The sequence below is a fragment of the Brachybacterium sp. p3-SID957 genome (genome assembly GCF_025144775.1).
GTDB lineage: Bacteria > Actinomycetota > Actinomycetes > Actinomycetales > Dermabacteraceae > Brachybacterium > Brachybacterium epidermidis.
Genome location: NZ_JALXKT010000003.1, coordinates 11,803 through 38,088, shown reverse-complemented (window position 1 = coordinate 38,088; position 26,286 = coordinate 11,803). Strand labels below are relative to the sequence as shown.

17 protein-coding genes are annotated in these 26,286 nt (G+C 71.2%); 10 read left to right on the top strand and 7 right to left on the bottom strand.

The window, feature by feature from the left end; all coding sequences use genetic code 11:
* Positions 1 to 55 precede the first annotated feature (55 nt).
* Together M3B01_RS00990 and M3B01_RS00985 are read left to right on the top strand one after the other, a co-directional pair.
* On the top strand, positions 56 to 385 hold the full coding sequence (locus tag M3B01_RS00990; RefSeq protein WP_259788977.1) for a hypothetical protein: 330 nt from the start codon (positions 56 to 58) through the stop codon (positions 383 to 385).
* 13 nt (positions 386 to 398) lie between these two features.
* Positions 399 to 545: a hypothetical protein gene (locus M3B01_RS00985; protein WP_259788976.1), complete on the top strand. Its 147-nt coding sequence runs from the start codon at positions 399 to 401 to the stop codon at positions 543 to 545.
* A gap of 36 nt (positions 546 to 581) precedes the next feature.
* Here M3B01_RS00985 and M3B01_RS00980 read toward each other — a convergent pair whose 3' ends face one another.
* Complete coding sequence (locus M3B01_RS00980) at positions 582 to 1,505, bottom strand: NAD(P)-dependent oxidoreductase (RefSeq protein ID WP_259788974.1); 924 nt, start codon at positions 1,503 to 1,505, stop codon at positions 582 to 584.
* 108 nt (positions 1,506 to 1,613) lie between these two features.
* Here M3B01_RS00980 and M3B01_RS00975 point away from each other — a divergent pair, with 108 nt between their 5' ends.
* Complete coding sequence (locus M3B01_RS00975) at positions 1,614 to 2,870, top strand: endonuclease/exonuclease/phosphatase family protein (RefSeq protein ID WP_259788973.1); 1,257 nt, start codon at positions 1,614 to 1,616, stop codon at positions 2,868 to 2,870.
* Positions 2,871 to 2,967: 97 nt separating this feature from the next.
* Complete coding sequence (locus tag M3B01_RS00970; protein WP_259788972.1) at positions 2,968 to 3,861, top strand: sulfurtransferase; 894 nt, start codon at positions 2,968 to 2,970, stop codon at positions 3,859 to 3,861.
* Positions 3,862 to 3,863: 2 nt separating this feature from the next.
* Here the strand turns inward: M3B01_RS00970 and M3B01_RS00965 are convergent, their stop codons facing one another.
* A complete protein-coding gene (locus tag M3B01_RS00965) occupies positions 3,864 to 5,678 on the bottom strand; it encodes an alpha/beta-hydrolase family protein (RefSeq protein ID WP_259788971.1) in 1,815 nt (604 codons plus the stop codon).
* A gap of 64 nt (positions 5,679 to 5,742) precedes the next feature.
* Here M3B01_RS00965 and M3B01_RS00960 point away from each other — a divergent pair, with 64 nt between their 5' ends.
* On the top strand, positions 5,743 to 6,687 hold the full coding sequence (locus tag M3B01_RS00960; protein WP_259788970.1) for an NAD(P)-dependent oxidoreductase: 945 nt from the start codon (positions 5,743 to 5,745) through the stop codon (positions 6,685 to 6,687).
* Here the strand turns inward: M3B01_RS00960 and M3B01_RS00955 are convergent, their stop codons facing one another.
* On the bottom strand, positions 6,688 to 8,535 hold the full coding sequence (locus M3B01_RS00955; protein WP_259788969.1) for a BCCT family transporter: 1,848 nt from the start codon (positions 8,533 to 8,535) through the stop codon (positions 6,688 to 6,690).
* Between the two features lie 307 nt (positions 8,536 to 8,842).
* Positions 8,843 to 9,577, bottom strand: coding sequence for a 5'-methylthioadenosine/S-adenosylhomocysteine nucleosidase (gene mtnN, locus M3B01_RS00950; RefSeq protein WP_259788968.1), 735 nt, complete (start codon positions 9,575 to 9,577; stop codon positions 8,843 to 8,845).
* A 152-nt stretch (positions 9,578 to 9,729) separates the two neighbouring features.
* Between mtnN and M3B01_RS00945 the strand changes: the two genes are divergently transcribed.
* Complete coding sequence (locus M3B01_RS00945) at positions 9,730 to 10,638, top strand: alpha/beta hydrolase (RefSeq protein WP_259788967.1); 909 nt, start codon at positions 9,730 to 9,732, stop codon at positions 10,636 to 10,638.
* Here M3B01_RS00945 and M3B01_RS00940 read toward each other — a convergent pair.
* Both M3B01_RS00940 and argS read right to left on the bottom strand, forming a co-directional pair.
* Entirely contained in the window at positions 10,622 to 11,329 is a 708-nt protein-coding gene (locus M3B01_RS00940) for a lysoplasmalogenase (RefSeq protein WP_259788966.1), read from the bottom strand. The genes M3B01_RS00945 and M3B01_RS00940 overlap by 17 nt on opposite strands.
* A 99-nt stretch (positions 11,330 to 11,428) precedes the next feature.
* Entirely contained in the window at positions 11,429 to 13,249 is a 1,821-nt protein-coding gene (gene argS / locus M3B01_RS00935) for an arginine--tRNA ligase (RefSeq protein WP_259788965.1), read from the bottom strand.
* 210 nt (positions 13,250 to 13,459) lie between these two features.
* Between argS and M3B01_RS00930 the strand changes: the two genes are divergently transcribed.
* The 4 genes from M3B01_RS00930 (at position 13,460) to M3B01_RS00915 (ending at position 19,220) form a co-directional block, all read left to right on the top strand.
* The gene (locus tag M3B01_RS00930) at positions 13,460 to 13,879 is read left to right on the top strand and encodes a YccF domain-containing protein (RefSeq protein ID WP_259788964.1); all 420 of its coding nucleotides are present in this window, start codon (positions 13,460 to 13,462) and stop codon (positions 13,877 to 13,879) included.
* Between the two features lie 91 nt (positions 13,880 to 13,970).
* Complete coding sequence (locus M3B01_RS00925; protein WP_259788963.1) at positions 13,971 to 15,845, top strand: hypothetical protein; 1,875 nt, start codon at positions 13,971 to 13,973, stop codon at positions 15,843 to 15,845.
* 117 nt (positions 15,846 to 15,962) lie between these two features.
* The gene (locus tag M3B01_RS00920; protein WP_259788962.1) at positions 15,963 to 17,333 is read left to right on the top strand and encodes a uracil-xanthine permease family protein; all 1,371 of its coding nucleotides are present in this window, start codon (positions 15,963 to 15,965) and stop codon (positions 17,331 to 17,333) included.
* Between the two features lie 240 nt (positions 17,334 to 17,573).
* Positions 17,574 to 19,220: an NAD-dependent epimerase/dehydratase family protein gene (locus M3B01_RS00915; protein ID WP_259788961.1), complete on the top strand. Its 1,647-nt coding sequence runs from the start codon at positions 17,574 to 17,576 to the stop codon at positions 19,218 to 19,220.
* A 151-nt stretch (positions 19,221 to 19,371) separates the two neighbouring features.
* Here M3B01_RS00915 and pulA read toward each other — a convergent pair whose 3' ends face one another.
* Positions 19,372 to 25,995 carry a pullulanase-type alpha-1,6-glucosidase gene (gene pulA / locus M3B01_RS00910; protein ID WP_259788960.1) on the bottom strand — a complete coding sequence of 2,208 codons (6,624 nt, stop codon included), beginning with the start codon at positions 25,993 to 25,995 and terminating at the stop codon, positions 19,372 to 19,374.
* Positions 25,996 to 26,286 lie beyond the last annotated feature (291 nt).

Genomic DNA, 26,286 nt, shown 5'->3' with positions numbered 1-26,286 from the left:
GCCCGCCAGGTTCTGCTCCACCCGCCCACCCCACCTATCAGGGAAGGACATCGCGATGCTGCCGCTGCTCGCCGACGCCGCCACCGCCGTGGACCCCACTGCCGTGATGATCCTCGCCGACTCCGGGGACAGCGGGGTGGTGGGGCTGATGTTCCCCTTCATCGCGGGACCGGCCGTGTTCGCCGCCGTGTACGGGGGGATCTACCGCTACTACCGCAACACCGACAAGCGCCACCACTTCGAGAAGGAGACCGAGGTGGCGGTGGGGAACCTGCGCACCGGAGACCGCAGGCGCGGAAGCAACAACCGCCAGAGCAGCCGCACCATGAGTGGAGCCAACCAGGACAACCACCTGGAGCGAGTGCGCCGCATCGCGGTGCGATGACACAGCGAGGACCATGGGCGCCGGCACCGGGGGCGAGACGGGCAGCCGCGAGTTCGACGCGATCGTCGTCGGCGCTGGACTGGCAGGACTGGTCGCCGCCTGCGAGATACCCGACCTCCTGAACACAGGACGCGACGGCCTGCTCCCGGCAGCCGCTTGAGCCGTGCAGCGGGTCTCGGAGTCCGGGTCCGCGTGGTCAGTCGCCCGTCGGCCGCGCCTCGGGCAGCAGCATGGTGGAGAAGTCGCGGTCACCGTGACCGGCGTCGATCTCCGCATCCAAGGAGGCGAGAGCGGCCCTGACCGCGGGCAGGTCCGAACCGGGCCGAGGGGAGGCCGGGATCGCGGTGCCCGCGGGGACATCGGCCGTGCCGCCCTGCTCCGCTGCAGCGGCAGCGACGGTGTCGATCATCAGCCGGGCATCCTTGGCGATCGCATCGGCCGTGAAGTCACCGCCCTCGGTGGTGCGCTCACCGCGCACGAACGGGCCCTTCATCCCCGCGATGAACGCCAGGCCCGTCGAGGCCAGCATGTCCAGCACGTCCTCGGCCGGCGTCCCCGTGGCCGCGCCGAGCGCGAGCGCCTCCCGCAGGCCCTGCGCGCTCACCGCGAGCGCCAGGTTCGCCAGCAGCTTCCCGGTGGCGGCCTTCGCGGCAGTGTCCACGCCGCGCAGACGCTCCGGGTCAGCCCACGGTGCGACCAGCGCCAGCACCTTCTCCCGCAGAGCATCGTCCGGGGTGCCGACGTACACACCGAGCTTCCCGGCCCGGGCCGGGCCCAGGGTGCCGATCACGGGCACGCCCACATAGGTGGGGACGGCCGCGCCGAACTCCTCGGCGTCGGCGGGGGAGACGGTGGTGGTGTCCACCCACGGGACACCCGCGGGGATCAGACCGGGGCCGATGACGGTCTCGCGCACCGCGTCCGGGCCGAACAGCGAGGTGACCACCACCTCCGCGCCCTGGACGGCCTCGGCAGGGGAGGAGGCCACACGTGCCCCGGCCTCAGCCAGGCGCTGCGTGCGACGCTCGGTGCGGTTCCACACCCTCAGCTCGTGCTCAGCGAGCAGATGGAGGGCGAGCTCGGTGCCCATGCGTCCGGTTCCCAGAAACGTGATCCTCATGGGGCGAGTCTCTCACCAGCACAGATGCCTCGCCACCGGAACATGCCGTGACCTGTGCATTGTGGGCCGCCCTATCGGTGTCGGGGCCCACCGTGCACAATGGAGGCCATGTCGCCCAGGATCAGCCGTCGTCGTGCCCTCACCGCCGCCGCTGCTGCCGGCCTCGCAATCCCCACCGCTGCCGCCCAGGCCCAGCCCGCAGCTTCGGAGCGTGCCGCGCAGCCCGCCCCTGCTCGTGGGGGCGGGGGCCGGTCGATGAACGTCCGCTTCGCCACCTACAACGCCTCCCTCAACCGGGCCGCCGAGGGCGAGCTGCTGGAGGACCTCGCCACGGGGGAGGACGTGCAGATCAAGGCGGTCGCCCAGGTCATCCAGATCAACAACCCCGACGTCCTGCTGATCAACGAGTTCGACCACGACGCTGGCCACCGCGGGATCGACCTGTTCCGCCGCAACTACCTCGAAGTGGGGCAGAACGGCCGCAGCCCCGTGCACTACCCGTACGCGTACACCGCACCGGTGAACACCGGCGTGCCCAGCGGGCTGGACCTGAACCGTGACGGCACCGTGGGCGGCCCGGACGACGCCTGGGGCTTCGGCGAGTTCCCCGGCCAGTACGGCATGGTGGTGCTCTCCCGGTACCCGATCCTCACGCACCAGGTGCGCACCTTCCGGGATCTGCGCTGGGCCTCGATGCCCGGCAACCTGATCCCGGAGAGCTTCTACGGCAGCGAGATCGCCCCGCAGCTGCGCCTGAGCTCCAAGTCCCACTGGGATGTGCCGGTCCAGGTGGGCTCCACCACCATCCACCTGCTGGCCGCCCACCCCACCCCGCCCAGCTTCGACGGTCCCGAGGATCGCAACGGCCGCCGCAACCATGACGAGATCCGCCTGTGGGCGGATTACCTCAGCCCCGGGAAGGCCTCCCGCTGGATCGTGGACGACGCCGGCACCCGGGGCGGGCTGCACCCCAGCGAGTCCTTCGTGATCGCCGGTGACTACAACTCCGATCCGAAGGACGGCGACTCCTGGCCCGGCGCCATCGACCAGCTGCTCAACCACCCCCGGGTTCGCGACACGAAGCCCGCCAGCCAGGGCGCCGTCGACGCCGCCCAGAAGCAGAGCGGCAGCAACGAGGACCATCAGGGCGATCCCCGCTACGACACGGCGGACTTCTCCGACGTGCCCAGTCCGGGCAACCTCCGCGTGGACTACGTGCTGCCCTCCAAGGACCTCCAGGTGGTGAGCTCGGCCGTGTACTGGCCGGCCCCGGGACAGCCCGGCAGCGAGCTCACCGGCGAGTACCCCTTCCCCACCTCGGACCACCGCCTGGTCCGGGTGGACATCCAGTGCCGCGGGCTCTGATCGGCAGCGAGATCTGCGACCACTGGGGGCCGTGAACGTCTGCTGGCCCCACGAACCGCACCGGGCCAGCCGCCATCGGCCGACGTAGTCTGCTCCCATGAGCGCGCACACATCGCCCGACGCCCCTGAGCCCGCACGCACCGCGGGCCTGCCCCCGGTGATCGACGTGGCCGAACTGCGGGACCTGCAGGGTGGCACCGCCCAGACCGGCAAGGAATCCACGGTACGGCTGCTGGACGTGCGCTGGGCGCTGGACGGCTCCAAGGGGCACCACACCTACCTCACCGGGCACCTTCCCGAAGCGGTCTACATCGACCTGCCCACCGCCCTGGCCGCACCTGCCCAGGTGGGGCGGGGCCGCCACCCGCTGCCCGATCCGGAGGACTTCGCCGGCGCCCTGCGCTCAGCCGGCGTCGACGAGTCCACGATCGTGGTGGCCTACGACGATGCCGACGGCTCCCAGGCCTCCCGCCTGGTGTGGATGCTGCGTTCCCTGGACCAGCCCGCCGCCCTGCTGGACGGCGGTCTCGACGCATGGGACGGGGAGCTCGCCACCGATGACGTGCGACCCGAGCCCGGCAGCGTCCCGGCCAGGCCCTGGCCGGAGACGGCGATCGCCACCATCGACGAGGTGGCCTCCGGGAGCGCCCTGGTGATCGACGCCCGCGCACCAGAGCGCTACCGAGGCGAGGTGGAGCCGATGGACCCCCGCGCCGGCCACGTGCCCGGGGCCATCAATCTGCCGTTCTCCCAGAACACCGACGAGCACGGCCGCTTCCTGCCGCCGCAGCAGCTGCGTGAGCGCTTCGCCGCCGCCGGTGTCGAGCCCGGCGGCGAGGTCATCGTGTACTGCGGCTCCGGGGTGACCGCCACCCACGACATCCTGGCCCTGGAGCGCGCCGGCTACGAGGGCGCGCGGCTGTTCCCCGGCTCGTGGTCGCAGTGGAGCGCTGACGACACCCGCGAGGTCGCCACCGGCCCCAACCCCTGAGGTCAGTCCGGCGGGCCCAGCTCGCGGATCGCATCGACGATGCGGCGGTGCCGGCGATGCAGCTCGTGCTCGTCATCGTCGGTGCCGTCCCTGCCCAGCACGGCGGCCCAGATCGGCACGAGCTCCTCGTGGTAGGCGTGTCCGTGCCCGCCGGTGACCTTGATCGACAGGGGCATGTCGGCCGCGATCTGCCAGAACGTGATCCAGGGGAACCAGCGCATGGCGTCGGTGACGTCGTGCCCCACCCTCTCCCGCAGCCACGCGGGCTCCGCCCACAGCAGCGAGGGCTCCCACCACGCCACCGGGTCGGAGGGATGCTGGGCGTACACCACGCGCGGGCTCTGCCACGGCTCGTAGAGCCCGCCCCAGTAGTCCTGGTACAGGTCACGCGGCCGGGTCACCACCCGCACGTGACGGCCGTTGTCCAGGATCGGGGCGATCGCGGGGGCGCCCGGTCGGCTGCGGGCCACCAGCTGGCGCCAGATCGGGGTGAAGCCGGGCGTGCCGGTCCACACCGCTCCGTCCACCCTGTCCAGCATGTCCGGCAGATCGCGGAAGGCGGCATGGCCGCCGAATGATCCCAGTGACTCCCCGGCCACGAACAGTCGCGGCCTGTCCGCCGCCGGCATCCGGTCCAGCCGCCTGCGCACCGCGTCGAACAGCAGGTGCCCGGCCCGCTGCGGGGAGCGGCGGTCCAGGATGTAGCTGAGCGCGCTGGTGTACACCGAGTACTGCAGGGACGCGGTGGCGCAGTTGCCACCGGTGAGGAACTCGATCGCCGAGAGCGACCACTCCTGCAGCCAGCCGGTGCCCGTCCCGGTGAACAGCACCAGCACCTCCCGTTCCCAGGCGCCGGTGCGGTCCAGCTCCGCCAGCACCGCGTCCACCGCTTCCTCGATGGTGCGGGTGGTGGACTTGCCGGCGTACACCCGGATCGGCTCCACCGCCGGCTCGCCCGTGGTTGCGGAGATCAAGCGGGCGTCGGCCCCGAAGGACACGATCCGGCGGCCCTGCGCACCCAGGGCCGTCCAGTCCTCGCCCGAGGCGGCACTGCCCGAGCGCAGCGGTGAGGCAGGCGGTGTGAGCTCGGGGGAGATCAGAAGGTTGGCGGCTTCGGCGCGCTCGATGGCCTGCTCCAGCAGCCGCCCCCGCACGAACCGCTCTGCCAGCACACCGACGGTGGCCAGGGTCAGCAGCAGGGACGTCGCCTCCAGCACCCGCGGCGGCAGGTAGGGGCGCAGCACCGCGCGGTACACGCGCGCGGTGGCGATCACGGCGCGGGCCGCCAGCAGGGCCCCGGCCGACGCGACCACCCCGCCGGCGGCGCCCACCAGGTGGGTGGCGAGGTTCTTGGGCTCCTGCTGCACCAGGTGGCTGATCTCCCGCTGCCGCAGCACGCCACGCACCCACGAGTAGGTGGTGATGCCGGTCAGCGCCGCCCCGCCCAGCAGGCGCGCCCGATGCCGACCCTCCGGGGAGATGCTCACCTGCAGGCCCACCGCCCGGCCGGCGCGCCCCAGCAGTCGCTGGGTGAGAGCGCCGGTGGTGTACCCGTAGATCTGCGAGAGCCCGATGTTGGCCGTCCACATCCACCAGGTGCGCGGCAGCAGACTGGGGGAGGTGGCGATCCAGGCAGCGGCGGAGGCGCCCAGGAAGCCGCCGGTGTCCAGGGGTGCGCGCACGGCGGTGCGCCACACCTGCTGACCGGTGGCGCGTGTCGCCCCGCGCAGCGCGGAGGCGATCCCCCGGGCGGCATGCCCGATCCCCCTGCCGGCGCGGTCGATCCCTGTGGCGGCTGAACCGAGGCCGAGAACCATGGCGGCAGGCTATCGGAACGCGACCGGCAGGACGTCCTGCAGCGCTGCCCCGTAGCCTGGATCCATGAAGATCCTGCTGCCCGACACCACCGAGCTCGACCCCGACCTGCCCGAGGGCTGGGAGGCCGTCACGATCGACGCCCGCGCCGAGATCCCCGCCGAGCACCACGATGCCCAGGTGCTCGTGGTCTGGGGCGCCTCCCGCCGCCACCTCGCCTCAGCAGCGGAGAACCTCCACGACCTGCGCCTGGTGCAGTCCCTCGCCGCCGGGGTGGACGGCATCCTCGAGGCCGGCTTCGGCGAGGACGTGCAGATCGCCACCGGCGCCGGCCTGCACTCCCTGACGGTCTCCGAGCACACACTGGGCCTGCTGCTGTCGATCCTGAGGCGCCTGCCCGAGTCGAAGCAGGCCCAGGAGCGCCACGAATGGTCCCAGGAGCTCGGGGGAATGCAGCCGCTGAACCCCGAGGGCCGGATGACCAGCCTGGTCGGCGCTCGGGTGCTGATCTGGGGCTTCGGGCAGATCGGCCAGACCCTCGCCCCCGTTCTCAGCGCCCTGGGGGCCACCGTGCGCGGTGCGGCCCGCAGCGCCGGCGAGCGTGCCGGCTTCGAGGTGCTCGCCGACGACGACGTGCTCGCGGCCCTGCCCGAGGTGGACGTGCTGATCAACATCCTGCCCGGCGGGGAGGCCACCCGCGGACTGGTGGGCCGGGAGGTGCTGGACGCGCTGCCCGACCACGCCGTGCTGATCAACGTGGGCCGCGGCACCACCGTGGACCAGGGGGCGCTTGCCGAGGCCCTCGAGGCGGGAACCCTCGGGGCGGCCGCGCTGGACGTCACCGACCCCGAGCCCCTGCCGGCCGAGGACCCCCTGTGGGACGCGCCCCGCCTGCTGATCACCCCGCACGCCGCCGGCGGCAGGCCCGTCGGTGCCGATGAGCGGATCCGCGAGAACCTGCTCGCACTCGACGGCGACGGGGAGATCACCCAACTGGCCGAGCGCGGGTGATCAGCGGCGGAAGGGGTTCCGGCCGCGACGGTGCCCGTCCTGCTGCCCGGGCTGCGCAGCCTGATCCGCCGCGTGCTCGTCCAGGCGCGCGCTGACCTGCTCGTCCACGCGGGCATCGATCTGGGTGGCGACCTGCTGCTCCACCTGCTCGGCCACCCGCCCGTCGACCTGAGCAGTGACCTGCTCGGCGATCTGCGCGCTCACGCGGTCGCTGACCGTGCCGGTGAGCTGGTCGGAGTAGCGCTCCACGAACTCCCGCTGACGGATCCGCAGCTCCAGGCGCTGGATGATCTTCACCTCGCGCGACAGGGCGACCCAGGTGGAGACGCACATGCCGATCATCACAATGGAGAACGGCAGGGCGCTCAGCAGAGCCATCGCCTGCAGGCCCGTCATGCCTGCGCCCTCCGCACCGGAGACCGAGCCGGCCCAGATCAGCGCGGCGGCGATGATGCCGGAGGCCGAGGCCCAGAAGATGCGGGTCAGGCGCGGCGGGTTCGGGTCGCCGCGGTGGGCGATCATGTCCATCACGAAGGCGCCGGAGTCCGCACTGGTGATGAAGAAGATGGTCACCAGCACAACGGCGATTCCGGACAGCAGCATGCCCAGCGGGAGCGTCGAGAGGGTGTCGAACAGGGCGGTGTTGGCATCGATGGTGCCGTCCTCGCCGGTGAAGTCGATGTTCTCGAACAGGCTCTTGTACAGGGCGGTGCCACCCATCACGGTGAACCAGACCATAGTCACCAGGGTGGGGACCAGCAGCACACCGGTGATGAACTCGCGCACGGTGCGGCCGCGGGAGATGCGGGCGATGAACACGCCCACGAACGGCGACCAGGACATCCACCAGCCCCAGTAGTAGGTGGTCCAGCCGGAGATCCAGCTGGCCCCCTCATCGCCCATGAACGGCAGGGTCTGGAAGGAGAGCTCGAGGAAGTGCTGCAGGTAGTAGCCGATGTTCTGCACCACGTCGCGGAGCAGGAACAGGGTGGGGCCCAGGATCAGCACGGCGACCAGCAGCAGCGCCGCCAGTCCCAGGTTGAGGTTGGAGAGGAACTTGATGCCCTTGTCCACCCCGGAAGCGGCGGAGATGGTGGCCAGCGCGGTCACCGACAGCACGATGATCACCTGAACGGTGGTGGAGTTCGGCAGCAGGCCCAGGTGGTCCAGGCCGGCGGCGATCTGGTTGACGCCGAAGCCCAGGGAGGTGGCGATGCCGAACAGGGTGCCCACCAGGGCGATGATGTCGATCAAGTCACCGATCCAGGTGTCGGTGCGCTTGCCGAGGATCGGCTCGAGTGCCCAACGGATCGACACGGGACGGCGACGGCGGTGCACAGAGTAGGCGATCGCCAGGCCCACGACCACGTAGATCGCCCAGGCGTGCAGCCCCCAGTGCAGGAAGGTCTGCCCCAGGGCGCGCTGCGCCCGGGCCGGATCGTCCAGATGAACGGCGTTCGGCGGGATCCCGCCGTCGGAGGCGAAGAAGGTCAGCGGCTCCGCTGCCCCCCAGAACACCAGGCCGATGCCCATGCCCGCGGCGAAAAGCATCGCGAACCAGGACAGCAGGCCGTACTCGGGCTCATCGTCGTCCCGGCCCAGCTTGATCGTGCCCAGACGGCTCAGTGCGACCACGATCGCGAAGCCCACGAAGCCGGTCACCAGCAGCACGTAGTACCAGCCGATGGAGTTCACCACCGTGGAGTTCAGGGTCGAGATGACCTCGGCGAACACCGTGGGCAGGAACAGCGCGAAGGCGACCGCGATGGCCACCACGCCGGCGGTCACCCCGAACACTCCCTTGGCCAGGGAGTACGGGCGGGGTTTGCGGTTCTCGGACCCGTCCACAGGGTCATGGGGCGGGGCGGGGGGCGGGGAGGCAGCAGTCGAAGCCGACACGATCACTCGTTCCGGTGGAGGGGCAGGGGAAAGCCCCGTGGTTGCAGGCCGAAGCGCATCTGCGGGTCACGAGGCTCGCCTGCACCATACGGGTCGCACCCCGGGCGAGGCCAGGGGGTGGCGCGATCCGGAACGGTGCCGCACACCGCCAGTCCTGACCAAAAGGCCAGGTCAGAAGGGGAACGGGGTGTTCGCGTGGGGCATGGGACCGTTCGTCCGCGGGGTTGTCTGATTCACATGAACGATGCGGGGTGGCTCATGCGGGCAGCTCCCGCACCAGCTGTTCCACCGCTCTAGCCGAGATCTCCGCGACCAGGTCCAGCTCCATGTGGAACTGCTGGCCCGCAGCGGGGCCGCAGAGATCCGAGACAGCGCGCAGTGTCACGAACGGCACCCCGAGCGCGGCGGCGGTGCGGGCGGTGGCAGTGGTCTCCATGTCCGCGCTGAGGGCACCGGGGAACCGCTCCCGCATGGGATCGGCCAGGGGAGCGGTGACGAAGGCGTCACCGGAGAGCATGAGCCCCCGGCGCACCGCGGTGCCGGCAGCACCGGCAGCGCGCGCCGCGACGTCGGCCCAGTCGTCATCGGCCTCGAGGCGTGCTGGCGAGCCGGGCACCTGCCCGGGCTCGTAGCCGAAGGCGGTGGCGTCCGCCAGCGACCAGGTGAAGGCATCGCCCACGATCACCGTGCCCACCTCGACGTCGGCCGCCAGGCCCCCGCAGGAACCAGCCGCGACCACGCAGGTGGGCCGATGCTCGAGGATCGCCCAGGTGGCGGCGGCGCTCGCTGCGGCGATGCCGATGCCGGTGGTGACCACCACCGTGGGCGTGCCCGCAAGGAGGCCGGCCACCGCTCGCACCGGGCGCATCGCCGCGTCGTCGACGAACGGGGTCGGCAGCGCCCTCGCGCCGTCCAGCCGGGATTCCAGCGGCGCTGCCTCCTCCGGCATCGCGACCATCACCAGGACAGGGGCGGGGGAGGGCGTCGTCATGAAGGCAGGCTACCTGCGCTCACACGGCCGCGAAGGCGCGTGCCCTGGGTGATCGTCGTCGTGCCCAGGAGGGCAGGAGCGGGGTTCGCTAGGCTGGCCGCGCAAGGCACCCCGCATCGATGCGACCAGAGGGTCGCGGCTAGGAGTCAGCAATGGGACGCATCCGAGACGCCGTGGTGGTGGGCGCCCGCACCGTGCGCCGGGTGCCGATCCCCTCAGCGGTCACCAACCATGCGCTGCGAGAGGCCCGGCGGGCACTGCCCCCGAGCTCGGTGCAGAAGCGCCACGCGGTGGACGTGGAGATGATCGGCCGCACCCGCTGCGTGTGGCTGGACGGCCATCGCCGCGACCAGGGGCTGATCATCCACCTGCACGGCGGCGCCTACGTCTCCGGGCCGTTCACCGGGGACTGGACGTGGCTGTCGAAGCAGGCCGATGCCCGCGACTGCGCCGGGTTGATGGTCGACTACCGCACCGCTCCGGACCACACTCACCCCGTGGCGCGGGACGACGCCGAGAGCGTGCTGCAGGCGCTGGCGGCCGACGGTCGGCTCGGCGCCGGCCCGTGGGTGCTCAGCGGTCAGCACGCCGGCGGTGGACTTGCCTTCGCGATCGCCCGCAGGCTCCGGGAGCATCCGCAGATCCCGGCGCCGGCCGCGCTGGTGACCATGTCGCCCTGGCTGGACCTCGAACTGGCCAACGCCGGCATCACTGAGACGGACCAGGTGGATCCCGTGCACGAGCGCCGGATGCTGCGCGAGGCCGCCCGCGCCTACGCCGGGCGTGCGCCGCTGGACGATCCGGACCTCTCCCCGATCAACGCGAGTCTGGAGGGCCTGCCGCCGGTGCACCTCAGCGTGGGAACGCGCGACCTGTTCCTCTCCGATGTCCGGGTGGCCCGGCTGCAGCTGGAGGAGAACGGGCTGGAGGTGGCCTACCGGGAGATCAACGGCCGCCTGGGCCTGCAGCTGATGCAGCGGCGCGGTGAGGACCTCGAGCGCCTGCACCGGGAGCAGGGCGAACTGATCGCCCGCGTCCTGGGGGTCACCCCTCGACGATGACCAGCTCAGCCCCGACGGGCTGCATCGTGTGCTCGCGCGAGGGGATGATGCGCAGCATCCCTGCCACCAGCAGCGCCTGCCCCAGGGCGTAGGTGAGCATCACCCACACGGTGCTGTACATGATCGCGGCGCCCGGCAGGAACCAGTCCATCGCCAGCAGTGAGCTGGACAGCAGGAACAGGGTGCCGCCCATCCAGGTCATCCCGTTGCCGCCGGAGGACAGGAACGCCATTGTGGCCAGCACGGTCGCGTAGGCGGCCACCAGCGGCGTCATCTCGCCGGCGCCGTCCGCGCAGGCCACGAACAGCCCGATCACCACACCGGCGTAGGGGATCGCCAGGGCCAGGCGCAGCGGCTCGCGGTTGCGGGCCCACAGCGGCAGCAGCGCGAGGCAGTACAGGATCAGTGCCACCAGGAACAGCACGACGGCGGCCGGTCGCAGCATCTGCGGCAGGAACGGCGGCATGGTGTCACCGAGCCAGGCGAAGAACAGTCCCGCCGTGAGCAGCACCGTGGTGCGGTGGCGCGAGGGCGCGCTCACCAGAAGGATCGCTATCAGCAGCGGAGCGAACAATGGCTGCGTGACCCGCTGGGTCAGGCTGGACTCGGTCAGCAGCGCCCCCAGGTGCACCGCCACCACCAGGGCATAGACAGCCCACAGGGTGAGCTGGGCGAGGCGAAGCGATGGCACCCTGCAAGATTATGGAACGAGGGTGTTCAAGGTAAGGCCGTTCCGGGACTCACCTGGGCACGTTTGGATAACAACCGGACACGATCCGGTCACGCCCGCTCACATCTGCTGCGGGGCGTTCACGCCGAGGGCCGCGAGACCCTCGACCAGCACCTGCTCGGTGAGCTGCGCCAGGGCCAGACGACCGGCACGCACCTGCGCATCGGCCTCCTTGAGGATCGGGGAGGCCTCGTAGAACGCGGTGAACGCCTGGGCGGTCGCGAACAGGTAGGAGCACAGGCGGTGCGGCTCATAGGCAGCGCCCACCTGGGCCAGCGTGGGACCGAACTCCAGCAGCTGCAGGGCCAGGGCGCGCTCGGCGTCGTTGTCGACCCGAGGCGCGGCCCCGGCGGCGTCCACCCCCTGCTCCGCGGCCCGGCGGCCGATCGAGCGGATACGCGCCACCGCGTACTGCAGGTACGGGGCCGTGTTGCCGGTCAGTGCCAGCATCCGGTCCAGGTCGAACACGTAGTCGGAGTCGTGCGCGGTGGACAGGTCCGCGTACTTCACGCCGCCGATGCCGATGTCATGGGCGATGGAGGCGCGCTCCTGCTGGGACAGATCCGGCCTCAGCTCGTCGATCACGCCCTGGGCCTTGGCGACGGCCTCCTCCAGCAGCGCCATCAGTCGCAGGGAGGAACCGGAGCGGGTGCGCAGGATCTTCCCGTCCTCACCGAGCACCGAGCCGATCTTGACGTGGGTGGCCTTCACGCCCTCGGGCAGCCAGCCGGCCTCCCGCGCGGTCGTGAAGATCATCTGGAAGTGGAGCTCCTGAGCGGTGCCCACCACGTAGCCGATGCGGTCCGCTCCCAGGGTGCGCACCCGGTGGCGGATCGCCGCAAGGTCGGTGGTGGCGTAGCCGTAGCCGCCGTCGGACTTGCGGATGATCAGCGGCAGCGGCTGGTCGTCACGGCCGGTGAACCCTTCGGGGAACACGCACAGCGCACCGTCGGAGATGCGGGCGATGCCTGCCTCCTCCAGATCGCGGCACACCGCCTCCAGCTGATCGTTGTAGGTGGACTCCCCGGCCAGGTCCGCATCGGTGAGGGTCACGTCCAGCATGTCGTAGATGCGGTGGAAGTACTGCTTGGACATCTCCACCAGGCGCTGCCAGATCTCCAGGGAGCGGGCATCCCCGGACTGCAGGGTGGCCACCCGGCGACGGGCCCGGGCCGCGAAATCAGCAGCGACGGCGGGCGCCTCGGTCCCCTCGGCCACGGTTGCCCCGGGGGTGCCGGCCGCGTCGGCGTCGCTGGCGGCCTTGCCGTCGGTCGCATCGAACTTCTGCCGTGCAGCCTGGTAGAACGCATTGGGGTCGGTCAGCAGCAGGGCAGCCTCCGGCGAGTCCTCGCCCACCTCCAGCAGGTGCTCGATCAGCATCCCGAAGGGGGTGCCCCAGTCACCGATGTGGTTCTGGCGGATCACCGTGTGGCCCAGCTTCTCCAGCGTGCGCGCCAGAGCGTCACCCACCACGGTGGTGCGCAAGTGCCCCACGTGCATCTCCTTGGCCACGTTGGGCGCGGAGTAGTCCAGCACCACAGTGCGGGGCTGCCCGGCGGGGATGCCCAGGCGGGAGTCGTCGGCCAGCTGCGCGACCTGCGAGGCGATCCACTCGGTGCGCAGCCGGATGTTCAGGAACCCGGGCCCGGCCACCTCGAGGGGCTCGGCCACGTCCTCGAGCTGCACGGCCTCCAGGATCTCCGCGGCGATGTCGCGGGGCTTCTTCCCCAGGCGCTTGGCCAGTCCCATCGCCGCATTGCACTGGAAGTCGGCGAACTGGGAGGGGCGGATCAGCGGGTCGGCCTCGGCGTACTCGGGCCCGAAGGCGGAGGCGAAGGCGGACTGGAAGCGCTCGGTCAGCACGATCTCGGGAGCAGGCATGGACTCAGGGTAGTCGTGGGCAGGCAGGCGGGTCGCGCCCGCGCACGTGAGATCCGTCGGAGGGCCGGTGCGGCCGCAGAGACCCGGACCCGTGAGCCCGCATGGAAGCATGGAAGCAGAGCCCGCGCATGGGAGGGCAGGCCCGTCCCCGCCCGGGAACGGGGGCTTTCCTCCTGTCGCCGCGCGGGGACCTTTGCCTAGTGTGGAGGCATGCGCTTCTTCATCACCCTGGTCCTCAATCTCATCTGGCTGTTCACCGCGGGGATCCCCCTGTTCCTCGGCTATCTGCTGGCCGGCGTGATCGCCTGCATCTTCATCGTCACCATCCCCTTCGGGGTGGCCTCGTTCAGGATCGCCGGTTTCGTGCTGTGGCCGTTCGGTCGCGAGGTCGTGGTCACCGGCCGCGGCAATGCGCTCAGCGGCGTCGGCAACGTGGTGTGGTTCCTGGTGGCCGGGCTCTGGCTGGCCATCGGGCACGTGCTCACCGCGGTGGCGCAGGCCGTGACCATCATCGGCATCCCCCTGGCGTGGGCGAACATCAAGCTGATCCCCGTGACCTGCTTCCCCTTCGGCAAGGAGGTCGTCGACTCCAGCTCGCAGCGCGCGCGGATGTACCCCACCGCGCGCTGAGCATCACTGCGTCGCCCCGGCGCGCCACCGCGGGCGCCCGCCCGAGCCTCTCTAGACTCGTGCCGGCAGGACCGACAGAGGAAGAGGGTTCATGGCGGGGGAGCGCGAACGCGGCACGGCGGGGGATTCCGATTGGATCTTCGCATCCGACGACCCCCGCACCCTTCCCACCGAGCGGCTGCCTGACCGCGCCGCCTTCGACCGCTACGCCGCCCCGCTGCTGGAGCGCAAGCGGGCCGAACGCGCCCAGGCGCTGCAGGAACAGGTGGCCCAGCGTGACTCGGGAGCGGCAGCCACGGTTCGAGCCCCGTCCGAGGCGGCCCCGTCTGACGGCGCCCCGCAGAGCCCCGCGCTCCACGACGGCGGCGCGCCCGCCGCGGCACCCCGCTCACCGCTGACCCCGGGCCCGTCCGCGCGTCCGCGGCCCGAGGCGCGCCCCTGGCCCGATGCGCCGACAGCCCCCGATCGCCGGCGCACGCTCGACTGGGACCTGGACACCGAGGAGCGCGAGACACCCGGCGCGGGACCAGGCACGGACCAACCCGTGCTGCCCTCGCGGACCGTCTCCTACGCCCGCTCCGGCACCACCCCGAACGTCGAGGACGGCGCCGCCGGCGGCATCGAGGTGCCCGAGCGGTTCCGCGAGCTCGGCGTGTTCGACGCCCTGCGCGATCTGCTGGCGCTGGTATGCCTGGTCACCGCGCTGACCACCACTTTCACCTACGCTCCGGTACCGATGCTGGGCATGGCTGGGAAGATCTCCATCGGCATCGGCCTGGCCGCGCTGATCGTCGTGCACCTGCTGCGGTGGGTCCCCGCCCGCCCGCCGCTGGCGGTGGTGCGCGCGGTGCGGGTGATCGGCCTGCTGCCCGCCTTGGCGGTCCCGCTGGTCGTGGTGGCCGTGGACCTCGTCGTCTCCCTTCCGCGGCTGTTCTCCTCCCTGCCCGACGGGCCCCCCGTTGGTATCGGGGTGGGCGTGCCGCTGTTGCTGCTGGGCGCGATCGTCGGCATCGAACCGCGCCGTCACGAGGGCTACCTCCCGCATCACGTGGCCCGCAACCGCGCCCGCCTGCTGGTGCTGGGCATCGGGGTGGCCGCCGCCGCGGCACTGCTGCTGGCACTGGTGATGATCGTCGGCAGGCTGTTCACCACCGGTTGGGGCTTCTCGGTGATGGTGTTCGCCGATGCCCTGATCTCCGCCCTGCTGCTGGCGATCGTGTTCGCTGCGGTGTGGCGGCGGGACCGCTCCTGGATTGTGTTCTCGGTGGCCGCGGTGGCCGGCCTGGTGGCCTGCGCCCTGGCCGACAACACCCTGCGCCTCCAGTTCGCCGCCCCGCTCAGCTTCGCCACCGGCTTCGTGTACCTGCCGCCGCTGTTCGCCGCGTTCGGGGTGATGATCTCCCGCTCGTTCATCCGCACCATCCCGATCTCCTTCCGGCGCGCCGACTGGCTGGTGTACACGGTGCGCGTGTTCGAGTTCAGCGTGCTGATGCACACTGCCGCAGTGATCTGGCACCTGCTGGCCGCGATCGCCTCGCCCACGGGCGTGACCCGGGGCGGTCCTGTGCTGCACCTGCTGGACGCCGTGGTGTGCGCCTGTTTCGTGGCGGTGTCGATCTTCGCCCGGCGCGCCCTGCTGGAGCGCCGCGCCGAGGTGGCCCGCGCCAGCGGTGTGATGGCCGGGGCCGTGCTGGTGATGGTGGGCTTCCTGGACATCATCGTGAACTCCGTGGCCACCGGTGCCGGCTCCGGCCTGCTCACCGGGGGCGTGGCTCTGACCACCGGCATCGCCGCCGTGCTGATGCTCACCGTCCCCGCCCCGGTGCGCGACGAGTTCGGCGCACCGGACCTCACCCGCATGTTCGCCGACTTCCGCATGCGCGACACCCGCCGCGCCTCCCTGCTGGACCAGGTGCCCGACGTCAACGCCGAGCGCGCCCGCAGGAAGACCTTCCCCGGCGGGTGAGCCACGGACGGCAAGGTCGATCCTGCCGGGCCGAAACCGCCCGCGCCGCCTGCCGTCCCTGCGCCGACTCCCCGTCACTCCTCCCGATCCCCACCCCGCTCACACCCCTGGAGAGCCATGCCGCTCTGGACCCTGCACGGCAACGGCCGCACCGTCGCCCCCGCCGCCATCGTCAAGCCCGAGGAGCGCCTGGCCTGGCCGGTGACCATCGGCATCGGCGCCCAGCACGTGATCGCCATGTTCGGTGCCACCTTCCTGGTGCCCCTGCTCACCGGGTTCCCACCCTCGACCACCCTGCTGTTCAGCGGCATCGGCACCCTGCTGTTCCTGCTGATCACCCGCAACCGGGTGCCCAGCTACCTGGGCTCCTCCTTCGCGTTCATCGCGCCGATCGTGGCCTCCACCGAGGCCGATTCCATGGGCGCGGCCCTGGGCGGCGTGATGGTCACCGGCATCCTGCTGGCCCTGCTGGGCCTGCTTGTCGCCCGCATCGGCACCGCCTGGATCGGTGTGCTGATGCCGCCGGTGGTGATGGGATCGATCGTCGCGCTGATCGGCTTCAACCTGGCCCCGACCGCGTACGACAACTTCAAGCAGTCCGCCGTCACCGCCACTATCACCCTGTTCGCTGTGGTGCTGTGCACCGCTGTGTTCAAGGGCCTGCTGGGTCGCATCTCGGTGCTGGTGGGCGTGCTGGTGGGGTACCTGGTCGCGGTGCTGCGGGGCGAGGTGGACTTCACCCCCGTGGCTGAGGCCCCCTGGATCGGCCTGCCGCAGTTCCACCACCCCGAGTTCAACCTCGCGCTGCTGCCGATGTTCCTGCCGGTGATCCTGGTGCTGCTGGCCGAGAACGTGGGTCATGTGACCAGCGTGGGCCTGATGACCGGTCGCAACCTCGACCACATGGTGGGCCGCACCCTGTTCGCCGACGGCGCCGCCACCGCGCTGTCCGCCGGGTTCGGCGGCTCACCCACCACCACCTACGGCGAGAACATCGGCGTCATGAGCGCTACCCGCGTGTACTCCACCGCCGCCTACTGGGTGGCCGGGATCGTCGCGATCCTGCTGTCGCTGTCCCCGAAGGTGGGCGCGGCGATCTTCACCATCCCGCCCGGTGTGCTGGGCGGCGTCACCTTCGTGCTGTACGGCCTGATCGGCATCATCGGCGTGCGCATGTGGGTGGACGGCAAGGTGGACTTCTCCAAGTCCAAGAACCAGTTCACTGCCGGTGTGGCCCTGGTGGTGGGCATCGCCAATGTGACCTGGGAGATCGAGGGCATCCAGCTCACGGGCATCGCGCTGGGCACAGTGGCTGCACTGCTGGTGTACCACCTGATGGCCGGCATCGGCCGCGCCACCGGCACCGACACCGAACCCGGCGGGCCCATGCAGGTGGACGATCCCGTGCAGGGGGAGGGCCCCGTGCAGGTGGACGATCCCGTGCAGGTGGACGATCCCGTGCAGGGGGAGGATCCCCACAGGAGCTGACGACTCCGGGGGGCTGCGGTGGCCCCGGGGGTGCGGCGGCCGGTGCTGGCCCGGGCCGCACCTGGCAGCTCGCATCCCTCGCCTCGTGCTCACGCCCGGCCCGCATGGCCTCTGCTCCAGGAGACCGACCGGTCGAGGCGAAGGCCTTTCCTTCCGGGCGCTCAGGATCCCTGCGTAGGTTGGAGGGGTCCACGCACGCCCACTCGTCGCGCAGCGCGTGACCCCACGAGGGAGAAACCCATGAGAGTCGCCGTCGTCGGTGCCACCGGGAACGTCGGAACCGCAGTCCTCACGGCCCTGCACGTACGCCCGGAGGTCTCCTCCGTGCTGGGCATCGCCCGGCGCATGCCCGACCAGGGCGCCGAGCCCTACGCCCAGGCCGACTGGGCCTCGATCGACATCGGTGCCGCCGTCAAGGCGCCCGAGGCGATCGCCCACCTGACGAAGGCGTTCGCGGATGTCGACGCCGTCATCCACCTGGCCTGGCTGATCCAGCCCAACTCCAAGCGGGACCTGCTGCACCGCGTCAACGTGGAGGGCACCCGCAACGTGGCTCGCGCTGCCGCCGCCGCGGGCGTGGACACCCTGGTGGTGGCCTCCTCCGTGGGTGCCTACTCACCCTCCCCGGGCCTGGAGGTGCGGGACGAGAGCTGGGAGACCAGAGGGATCTCCACCTCCCACTACAGCGTCGACAAGGCCGCCCAGGAGCGCGTGCTGGACGAGTTCGAGGCCGAGCACCCCGAGGTGACCGTGACCCGGCTGCGCCCCGCACTGATCTTCTCGGCCGCCGCGGCATCCGAGATCCAGCGCTACTTCCTGGGCTCCTGGATGCCCGTGCAGGCGCTCAAGGCCGGCCGGCCCTCGCTGCTGCCGCTCCCGCAGGGCCTGCGCATCCAGGCCGTCCACGCCGATGACATGGGCGCCGCCTACGCGGCCGCCGCCGTGGCCGGCGTCAAGGGTGCCTTCAACATCTGCGCCGACGACGTGCTCGGCGTGCAGGACCTGGCCGACATCGTCGGCGACGGCAAGAAGGTGCGGCCCGTGGAGCTGCCGCCGTCGATGGTCCGCACAGCGATGTCGGCCGGGCACCTCACCGGACTGGTCGCGGCCGACCCGGGATGGCTCGACATGGGCATGAACGTCCCGGTGATGGACAACGCCCGGGCCAAGGCAGAGCTGGGCTGGAAGCCCACCCGCACCGCAGCCGATGCCGTCGCCGAACTGCTGGGAGGGATGATCGAAGGCACCGGAGCCGATTCGGTGCCGATGCGCCCCCGTGATGCCGGCGGGGGATCCCTTCCCGTCTCGGCCGTTCCCGGCGGGGCGGATGCCGGGGAGGGTGCCTCGGCCGGAAAGGGCTCGCCGAGGATCTCCGAGGACGTCGACCGGGACCTGCTGAACCTGTACATCTCCGACCACCTCACCGGGGCCACTGCCGGGATGTCCCGCATCGAGCGGATGGCCGAGGCCAACGTGGACACCCCCGTGTTCGCCGAGCTCTCGATGCTGGCCCACGAGATCCGCAACGAGCGCCGGTTCCTCGAACAGCTGCTGGAGGACCTCGGCTTCAAGCAGCTCCCGCACCGGCAGGCCGCCGCCTGGGTGGGGGAGAAGGCAGCGCGGCTCAAGAACAACGGTCGCCTCGTCAAGCGCTCGCCGATGACGCTGGTGCTGGAGGCCGAGCTGATGCGCAGCGCCGTGATCGGGAAGAAGGGCGGCTGGGAGACCCTGCGGGACAACGCCCAGCTGCTGGGCCTGGACAAGCAGGTGTTCGCCGATCTGGTGGACAACGTGGACCGGCAGGTCGCGGTGCTGGACCAGGTGCACGCCTACGCGCGCCGCCGCGCCTTCCGCACAGACCTGGAGACCTTCACCCCGCAGGACTGAGCCGCCACGGCCGCCGGTTCGTCCCAGGGTGAACGCCTGCACGTCGCCGACCGTGATGCACGAAGGACAGCGATGCGCTGAGGACTGAACAACGGATCCCCCGGTTCCCTCGATCGAGCGAGGGAACCGGGGGATCCGTGTGTGGGGTGTGTCAGGCCGCCCGGCGCTTCCAGGCGGTGAGCCCACCACCCACGGCGATCAGTGCGGCTGCCGCCAGCACGTAGCCCCACGCGTCCGTGCCGGTGCGGGCCAGCGGACCGCGATCACGATCTGCACGGCCAGGATCGCCGGCTTTCCCCGGGTCGCCTGGCTCTCCGGGCTCACCCGGTTCCTCGGGCTGGCCGGGCTGACCCGGTTCCCCGGGCTCTCCGGGCTGGCCGGGCTGGCCGGGATCTCCGGGCTGGCCGGGTTCTCCGGGCTGGCCGGGCTCGCCGGGTTCACCCGGTTCACCGGGTTCACCGGGTTCACCGGGTTCACCGGGTTCACCGGGCTCTCCGGGCTGGCCGGGCTGGCCGGGCTCGCCGGGCTGGCCGGGCTGGCCGGGCTGGCCGGGCTGGCCGGGCTGGCCGGGCTGGCCGGGCTGGCCGGGCTCGCCGGGCTCGCCGGGCTCGCCGGGCTCGCCGGGCTCGCCGGGCTCGCCGGGCTCGCCGGGCTCGCCGGGCTCGCCGGGCTGGCCGGGCTGGCCGGGCTGGCCGGGCTGGCCGGGCTGGCCGGGCTGGCCGGGCTGGCCGGGCTGGCCGGGCTGGCCGGGCTGGCCGGGCTCGCCGGGCTCGCCGGGCTCGCCGGGCTCGCCGGGCTCGCCGGGCTCGCCGGGCTCGCCGGGCTCGCCGGGCTCGCCGGGCTCGCCGGGCTCGCCGGGCTCGCCGGGCGCCGTCTCCTGCGGGGCCACGAACACGGCCACCGTGTGCGCCGGCACCGTCACCGTGCCCGTCGAGGCCTCCCAGGTGGCCTCCTTGACCACCGGGTCGACGCCCTCGGCCTGCACCTCGTGCAGCGAGTACTCCAGTCCCACCATGCCGTCGACCTGCTCGGTGATCGGCTCGTCGGAGGCGTTGAACACCGTGACCAGACCGTCCAGGGCCGGGTCGGCGTCAGCCCCCACGGTGTCGTCGACCCGCATCACCAGCAGGCCCGGCGTGGCATCCGCACCGGCATTGGGGAAGCTGACCTTCTGGTGGATCAGCTCCGCCTCGCCCAGGGTGAACAGGTTCGTCGAGGAGCGCAGTCGCAGCAGGTCCAGCGTCACCTCCGAGCTGAACCCGATGTCCGCCGGGGAAGGAGTCTTGGCCGGGTCCTCCAGCATCGGCACCATCAGGTCCCACGCCTCGCCGTTCTTGCCCTCCGGCGGCAGGCCCCGGCCGTAGCCGTTGTCCTGCATCGTCCAGTCGATCACGTTGAAGTGATCCCCGGAGTTGTAGGAGTCGCGATCCAGCGACTTCGAGCGCATCAGATCGGTTCCGCCCGCCCAGAACGACGGGGACTGGCCCAGCGTCACCGTGGCCAGGGACAGGGTGTTCATCCGGCCCCTCACCTCCATCGACGCATCCTGCGGCAGCTTCCACACGTTGAGGTCGTACAGCGCCTCGTTGTCGTGGGCGTCCACGTAGTTCACCGACTCCTCCGGACGCGAGGTGAACCCGGCCGCAGACCCGTTGTAGTCCAGCTGGTCACCGCGCAGCACCTCACCGCTGGAGGACTCCAGCTCGAAGTCCGTCAGGTTGCCGGCCAGGCCCAGACGGATCAGGTCGGTGCGGTGCAGCAGATCCGCCCGCTGGTCCTCCTCCGACAGCTCGGAGAACCCGTTGGGCATCGTGTACTGGCCGTTGCCGAAGCCCTGCATGGTGCGCTTGTCGGTGTCGAAGGGGCTGCCGCCGTGCACCGCATCGCGCAGACGATCGTTGAACGCACCGATCGAGGTGCCGTCCAGCTGCCCCTGCGTGGCCTGCTTGAACCGGGCGTTGTTCTCGATCTCGCCGAAGTTCCAGCCCTCGCCGTACAGGTAGATGCCGGACCCGTCGATGCCGTCGGCCTCCAGGGTCAGCTCGTCCAGGGCGGCCCGCACCTCCTCCATGTTCTCGCGGGAGTGGTGGCCCATCAGGTCGAAGCGGAAGCCGTCCACCCCGTAGTGGCGGGCCCACAGCACGGTGGAGTCCACCATGATGCGGCCGGCCATCTCGTTCTCGGTGGCGATGTTCGAGCAGCAGGTGGAGGTCTCCACCGTGCCCTGCAGGCTCAACCGGTGGTAGTACCCGGGCACCACCTTGTCCAGCACCGAGCGATCGGCCTGACCATGAGCGGCGGTGTGGTTGTACACCTTGTCCAGCACCACCTGCAGGCCCATCCGGTGCAGCTCACCGACCATGGAGCGGAACTCCGCGGTGCGGGCACCGCCCACCTGGTTCCCGGCGGTCGCGTAGGAGCCCTCCGGGGTCTGGTAGTGGTACGGGTCGTAGCCCCAGTTGTACGGGTCCTGATCCGCGACCTCCGCGATCGCCGCCTGCTGGTCCGGGGAGGCCGGGCCCGCATCAGGGACCTCCGGCTGCACCTGAGCGGAGCGATCCTCCTCGATGGTGGCGATGTCGAAGGTGGGAAGCAGGTGCACCGTGGTCACGCCCGCATCGGAGAGCTCCTGCAGGCGCGCCGACCCGGCCGAGTCCGGGTGCCCGAACGCCGCGTAGGTGCCGCGCACCTCCTCCGGCAGGCCCTCGTCCCCGGCGGAGAAGTCCCGCATGTGCAGCTCATAGATGGTCTGGTCGGCGAACTGCTCGACCTGCGGGGCGGGAGTGTCCGTCCACACCTGCGGGGCCCAGCGCTCGTCGTCCAGGTCCACCATCACCGATTGCTGCGAGTTCAGCGTCAGCCCCACGGAGTACGGATCGGTCACCACGTTGGTGACCACCTCTCCCTCGGCGGGGACGTACACGTCCACCGCGAAGGTGTAGGCGCGGTCCTCCCAGCCGGGCTCACCGGTGATGGTCCACACGCCGCCCTCGCCGCGCTCCATCGGCAGCACCTCGGCGCCCTCCGGGGCGGCGGCACGGGCCGACGGGCCTTCCGCCTCCATCACCGGTGCCGGGGACAGCTGCAGGTCCACGCTCTTGGCGGTGGGTGCCCACAGCGTCACGGTCGGGGTGCCGGCCTCGTCGAACACCACGCCGAGCTCGTGGGCGTCGGCGTCCTCGGCGTACAGCGCATCCAGAACGCCCGGGATCTGCAGACCGGTCATCACCTCGATGTCGTCGGCCCCGATCTGGACCACGGCCAGCTCGCCGGTGAGGGCCTGCTCGAGCGCGTCGCGGTCCACACCGGAGAGGTCCAGCGCCAGGAAGTCGCCCAGATGGCCGCGGCCCTCCAGCTCCGCCGCGTCCAGGCCGCCGTCGCGCAGGGCCAGCTCACCGAGCTGCTGCCCGCCGGTGACCGCACCGTCGGCCACCGTGAGCCCGCCCTCGGGGGCCGACCACAGCTGCCAGCTGGTGGTGACCGGATCGCTGACCCGGTCGGCGGGCCAGGCGATGGTGTCGGCGTCCACGAAGTGCGCCAGCTGCTGGCCGGAGCCCGCCACCAACGGATCCTCCGACTCGATGGTCAGCACGTGGGTGGCCAGGTCGTAGGAGAAGGTGACGACCTTCCCCTCCTGGGTGGAGAAGGAGTAGTTGGCGCCGCCGCGGGCACCGTCCACCCCGTAGTTCTCGTCCCAGGAGCGACCGTGGGCCGCCTTCACCTCGTAGCTGCCGGTGGGCAGGGCATCGGTGGTGAAGGTGTACACGCCGTCCCCGTCACCGTCCTGCATCCAGGTGGCCATGCAGGAGGGCATCCAGTCCTCGGTGCAGCCCAGGGCCGCGTTGAACGAACCGGGAAGGGTCACGAAGGGACCCTCGGCGCTGGACTGGACGATGTGGGTGACCGGGTCGTACCAGAAGGTGACCGGCCCGCCCTCGTGCGTGTAGGAGATGTTCTCCCCACCGGGCACACCGCCCGCGCCGTAGTTCTGGTCCCAGGAGCCGCCGTGGGCGACCTTGAACTCGTAGGTCCCGGCGGGGATGTCGAAGGTGCCGGTGTACTTCCTGGAGGCCGCGTCCAGGGTCAGCTGGGCGGACTCGCAGTCCGGCTGCCAGTCGCCCGCGCATCCCATCGCCGCGTTGTGGGAGCCCGGCAGCGTGATCGACTCCGCGTCGATCCCGCCGGGCCCCTCGGCCGGGCCGGTAGCGGAGAGATCCGCGCCCACCACCGCACTGGTGGAGGCCGCCACGCGGGAGCCGCTCGCATCGGTGGAGACCGCGCGGTACTCGATCACGGTGCCGGTGGGCAGGCCGCGCACGTCGTGGAACACCCGCGGGGTGTCGTCCTCAGCGGTGCCGAGCGGCGTCCACGCCACCTCGCCGGCGATCCGGTAGCTGAAGGAGGTCTCCGCCCAACGGTCCGCAGCGATCTGCGCGCTGATCGGGGCCAGACCCTCCACTGCACCGCCCTGGGCGGGGGTGAGGGTGATCGCCTGCGCCTCACCGGCAGCGGCGACCGGGGCATCGGCCACCAGCACCACGGCCGACAGCGACGGCACGGTCAGTTCCACGGTGCCGTCCGCCCCGGCGGTGACGGGGGCGTGGTCGCCGTGCAGCACCGAGTAGCTGGCGCCCGGGGTGAGGGTGGTGAGCGTGACGGTGCTGGCGGAGCCGGCATTGTTCAGCGCCACCAGGTGCTCGACCTTCTCCTCGCGGTCCACGCGGGAGAAGGCGTACACGCCGGGGCCGTCCTCGGCGTACAGCTCGATCTGCGCTCCGGTGGACAGCGCCGGGGTGGAGTTGCGCAGCGTGGCCAGCTCGCTGATGAGCGGATACAGCTGCGCGCCGGTGTCGAAGTGGTCGCCGGACCCGTAGGGGGAGCCGTCGATCAGGGTGTCGTCCAGGTAGGACGGGGTGCGGCTGGGGAACATCGACTGGCGGGCGTCCTTGTCGTTGCCATCGCCCACGAAGCCCTGCTCGTCGCCGTAGTAGATCACCGGCTGGCCGCGCGTCAGCAGCATCGTGGTGTGCGCGAAGGCAGCGCGCTCATCGAGCCGGCCGGAGTCCCGCAGCAGGTAGCCGATGCGCCCCATGTCGTGATTGCCCACGAAGGTGGGCAGGTCCGCGGCGGAGGAGGTGGGGGTGATGTAGTGGTCGTCGGCGTCGAACAGGGCCGCCATGCCCTGCGCGGTGTAGCCGCGCGCCCAGTTGGTGCTCGCCGACTGGTAGGCGAAGTCCAGCACCGAGTCCATGTCGGTGTCCCGCACGTAGGGGGACAGCAGGCGCGCATCGGCGTCGTACACCTCGCCGAAGGTGAAGAACTCCTCGCCCGCCGGGGTGGAGCCCTGGTGAGCGGCCATCGTGCTGGTGAAGGACTCCCAGAAACCGAAGTCCACGTGCTTGACGGTGTCGATGCGGAAGCCGTCGATCCCGAAGTCCATCCACGTGGTGTAGATGTCCTCCATGAGGTCCAGTACCCGCGGGTCCTCGGTCATCACGTCATCCAGACCGTCGAAGTCGCCGTGGGTGACCGACTCTCCCTCCCACGTCGAGTTGCCGCGGTTGTGATACATGGTGACGTCGTTGAGCGCCTCCGGCACCATCACCGTGTTCTCCTCGCTGCGCACCGGCGTGTACGGGAAGGAGGTCTGCGGGTCGAAGGTGGGGAAGTCGGGGGACTGCGCCACCTGGGCGAGGTCCACCGGGTTGCCGTCGGCGTCGCGGTACGGGGAGGTGGCCTGGTCGATGTACCCGTACTCGCCCTCCTCGTAGTCGATGAGGTCCGCGGTGTGGTTGACGATGATGTCGAAGTACACCTTGATGCCGCGCGAATGGGCGTCGTCGATCAGGGCCTTCAGCTCGTCGTTGGTTCCCAGGTGCGGGTCGATGGTGGTGAAGTCGGTGACCCAGTACCCGTGGTAGCCGGCGCTGGCGTTCTCGCCCTCGCCCTGGACGGGGTTGTTCTTGAACGAGGGGGTCAGCCAGATGGCCGTCATCCCCAGGTCCTCGATGTAGTCCAGCTGGGAGTGCAGGCCGGCGATGTCACCGCCCTGGTAGAAGCCCTTGTCGGCGGGGTCGAAGCCGTGGTCCAGACGGTCGCCCTCGATGCCACCGGTGTCGTTGGAGAGGTCACCGTTCTCGAAGCGATCGGTGAGCACGAAGTAGAAGGTCTGCCCGGCGCCGGGGTGGCGGTGGGGCGCCGCTGCGAGCGCGGCGTCGTCCTCGGTGTACTCACCGGGCAGCTCGGGCAGGGCGATGGAGAGTCGGCTGGTGGCCTCGTCGAACTGGAAGCGCACCGTGGTGGGGGCGGCGAAGGCTAGCGGGATGTTCTTGTCGCCGCCGTCCAGGCCGTAGGCCTCGTCCCAGCTGCCGCCGATGGCGACCTTGGTCTCCCACTGCCCGGCGGGCACCTCGAAGGTCGCGGCCCACACCCCGGCCTCACCAGTGGGCAGGAGCCTCGTGGCCTCGCAGTCCGGTGCCCAGTCGGCCCCGCAGCCCAGCTCGTCCTGCAGGGAGCCCACCAGCACCGGGTCGTTCGAGCCGACGGCGTGCACCAGCGGAGCGGTGCCCATCACGCTCGCCATCGCCATCATCAGGGCAGCGATGATCGCCAGCCCGCGACGTGGCAGCGGTGCGGTGATCGCCGCGGCCGACGAGCCACGGTGCCGCATCACCGCCGGCGCGGCCGAGGACCGACGCGAGCGGGGGTGCGGATGCCCGAGGATGCGGGCTGCACGAGGGGAGGGGACGGGGCGGGAAAACCGCGGGACCGACATGCGGGACTCCTCTGTCCGGGCAAGGAACGGCCGAGGGGAACGGCCGAGGCGCACTCCAGGCATTGGAAGTGCAAGATATTCATCGGTGTGGCGGCGGCCTCGCCTCCAGCACGCTCACTCCACCCTAAAGGCCCGCCCCACCAGCATCAACCACCAGCCAGAACTTGCAAGATATTTCAGTTCACAGGGGTGGAGGGGCGCCCGCAGCGCAGCCCGCATGGCACCCCGCAGCGCAGCCCGCATGACACCCCGCACCACCCCCGGGGGACTTCACGCACAGCAGCGCTTCGA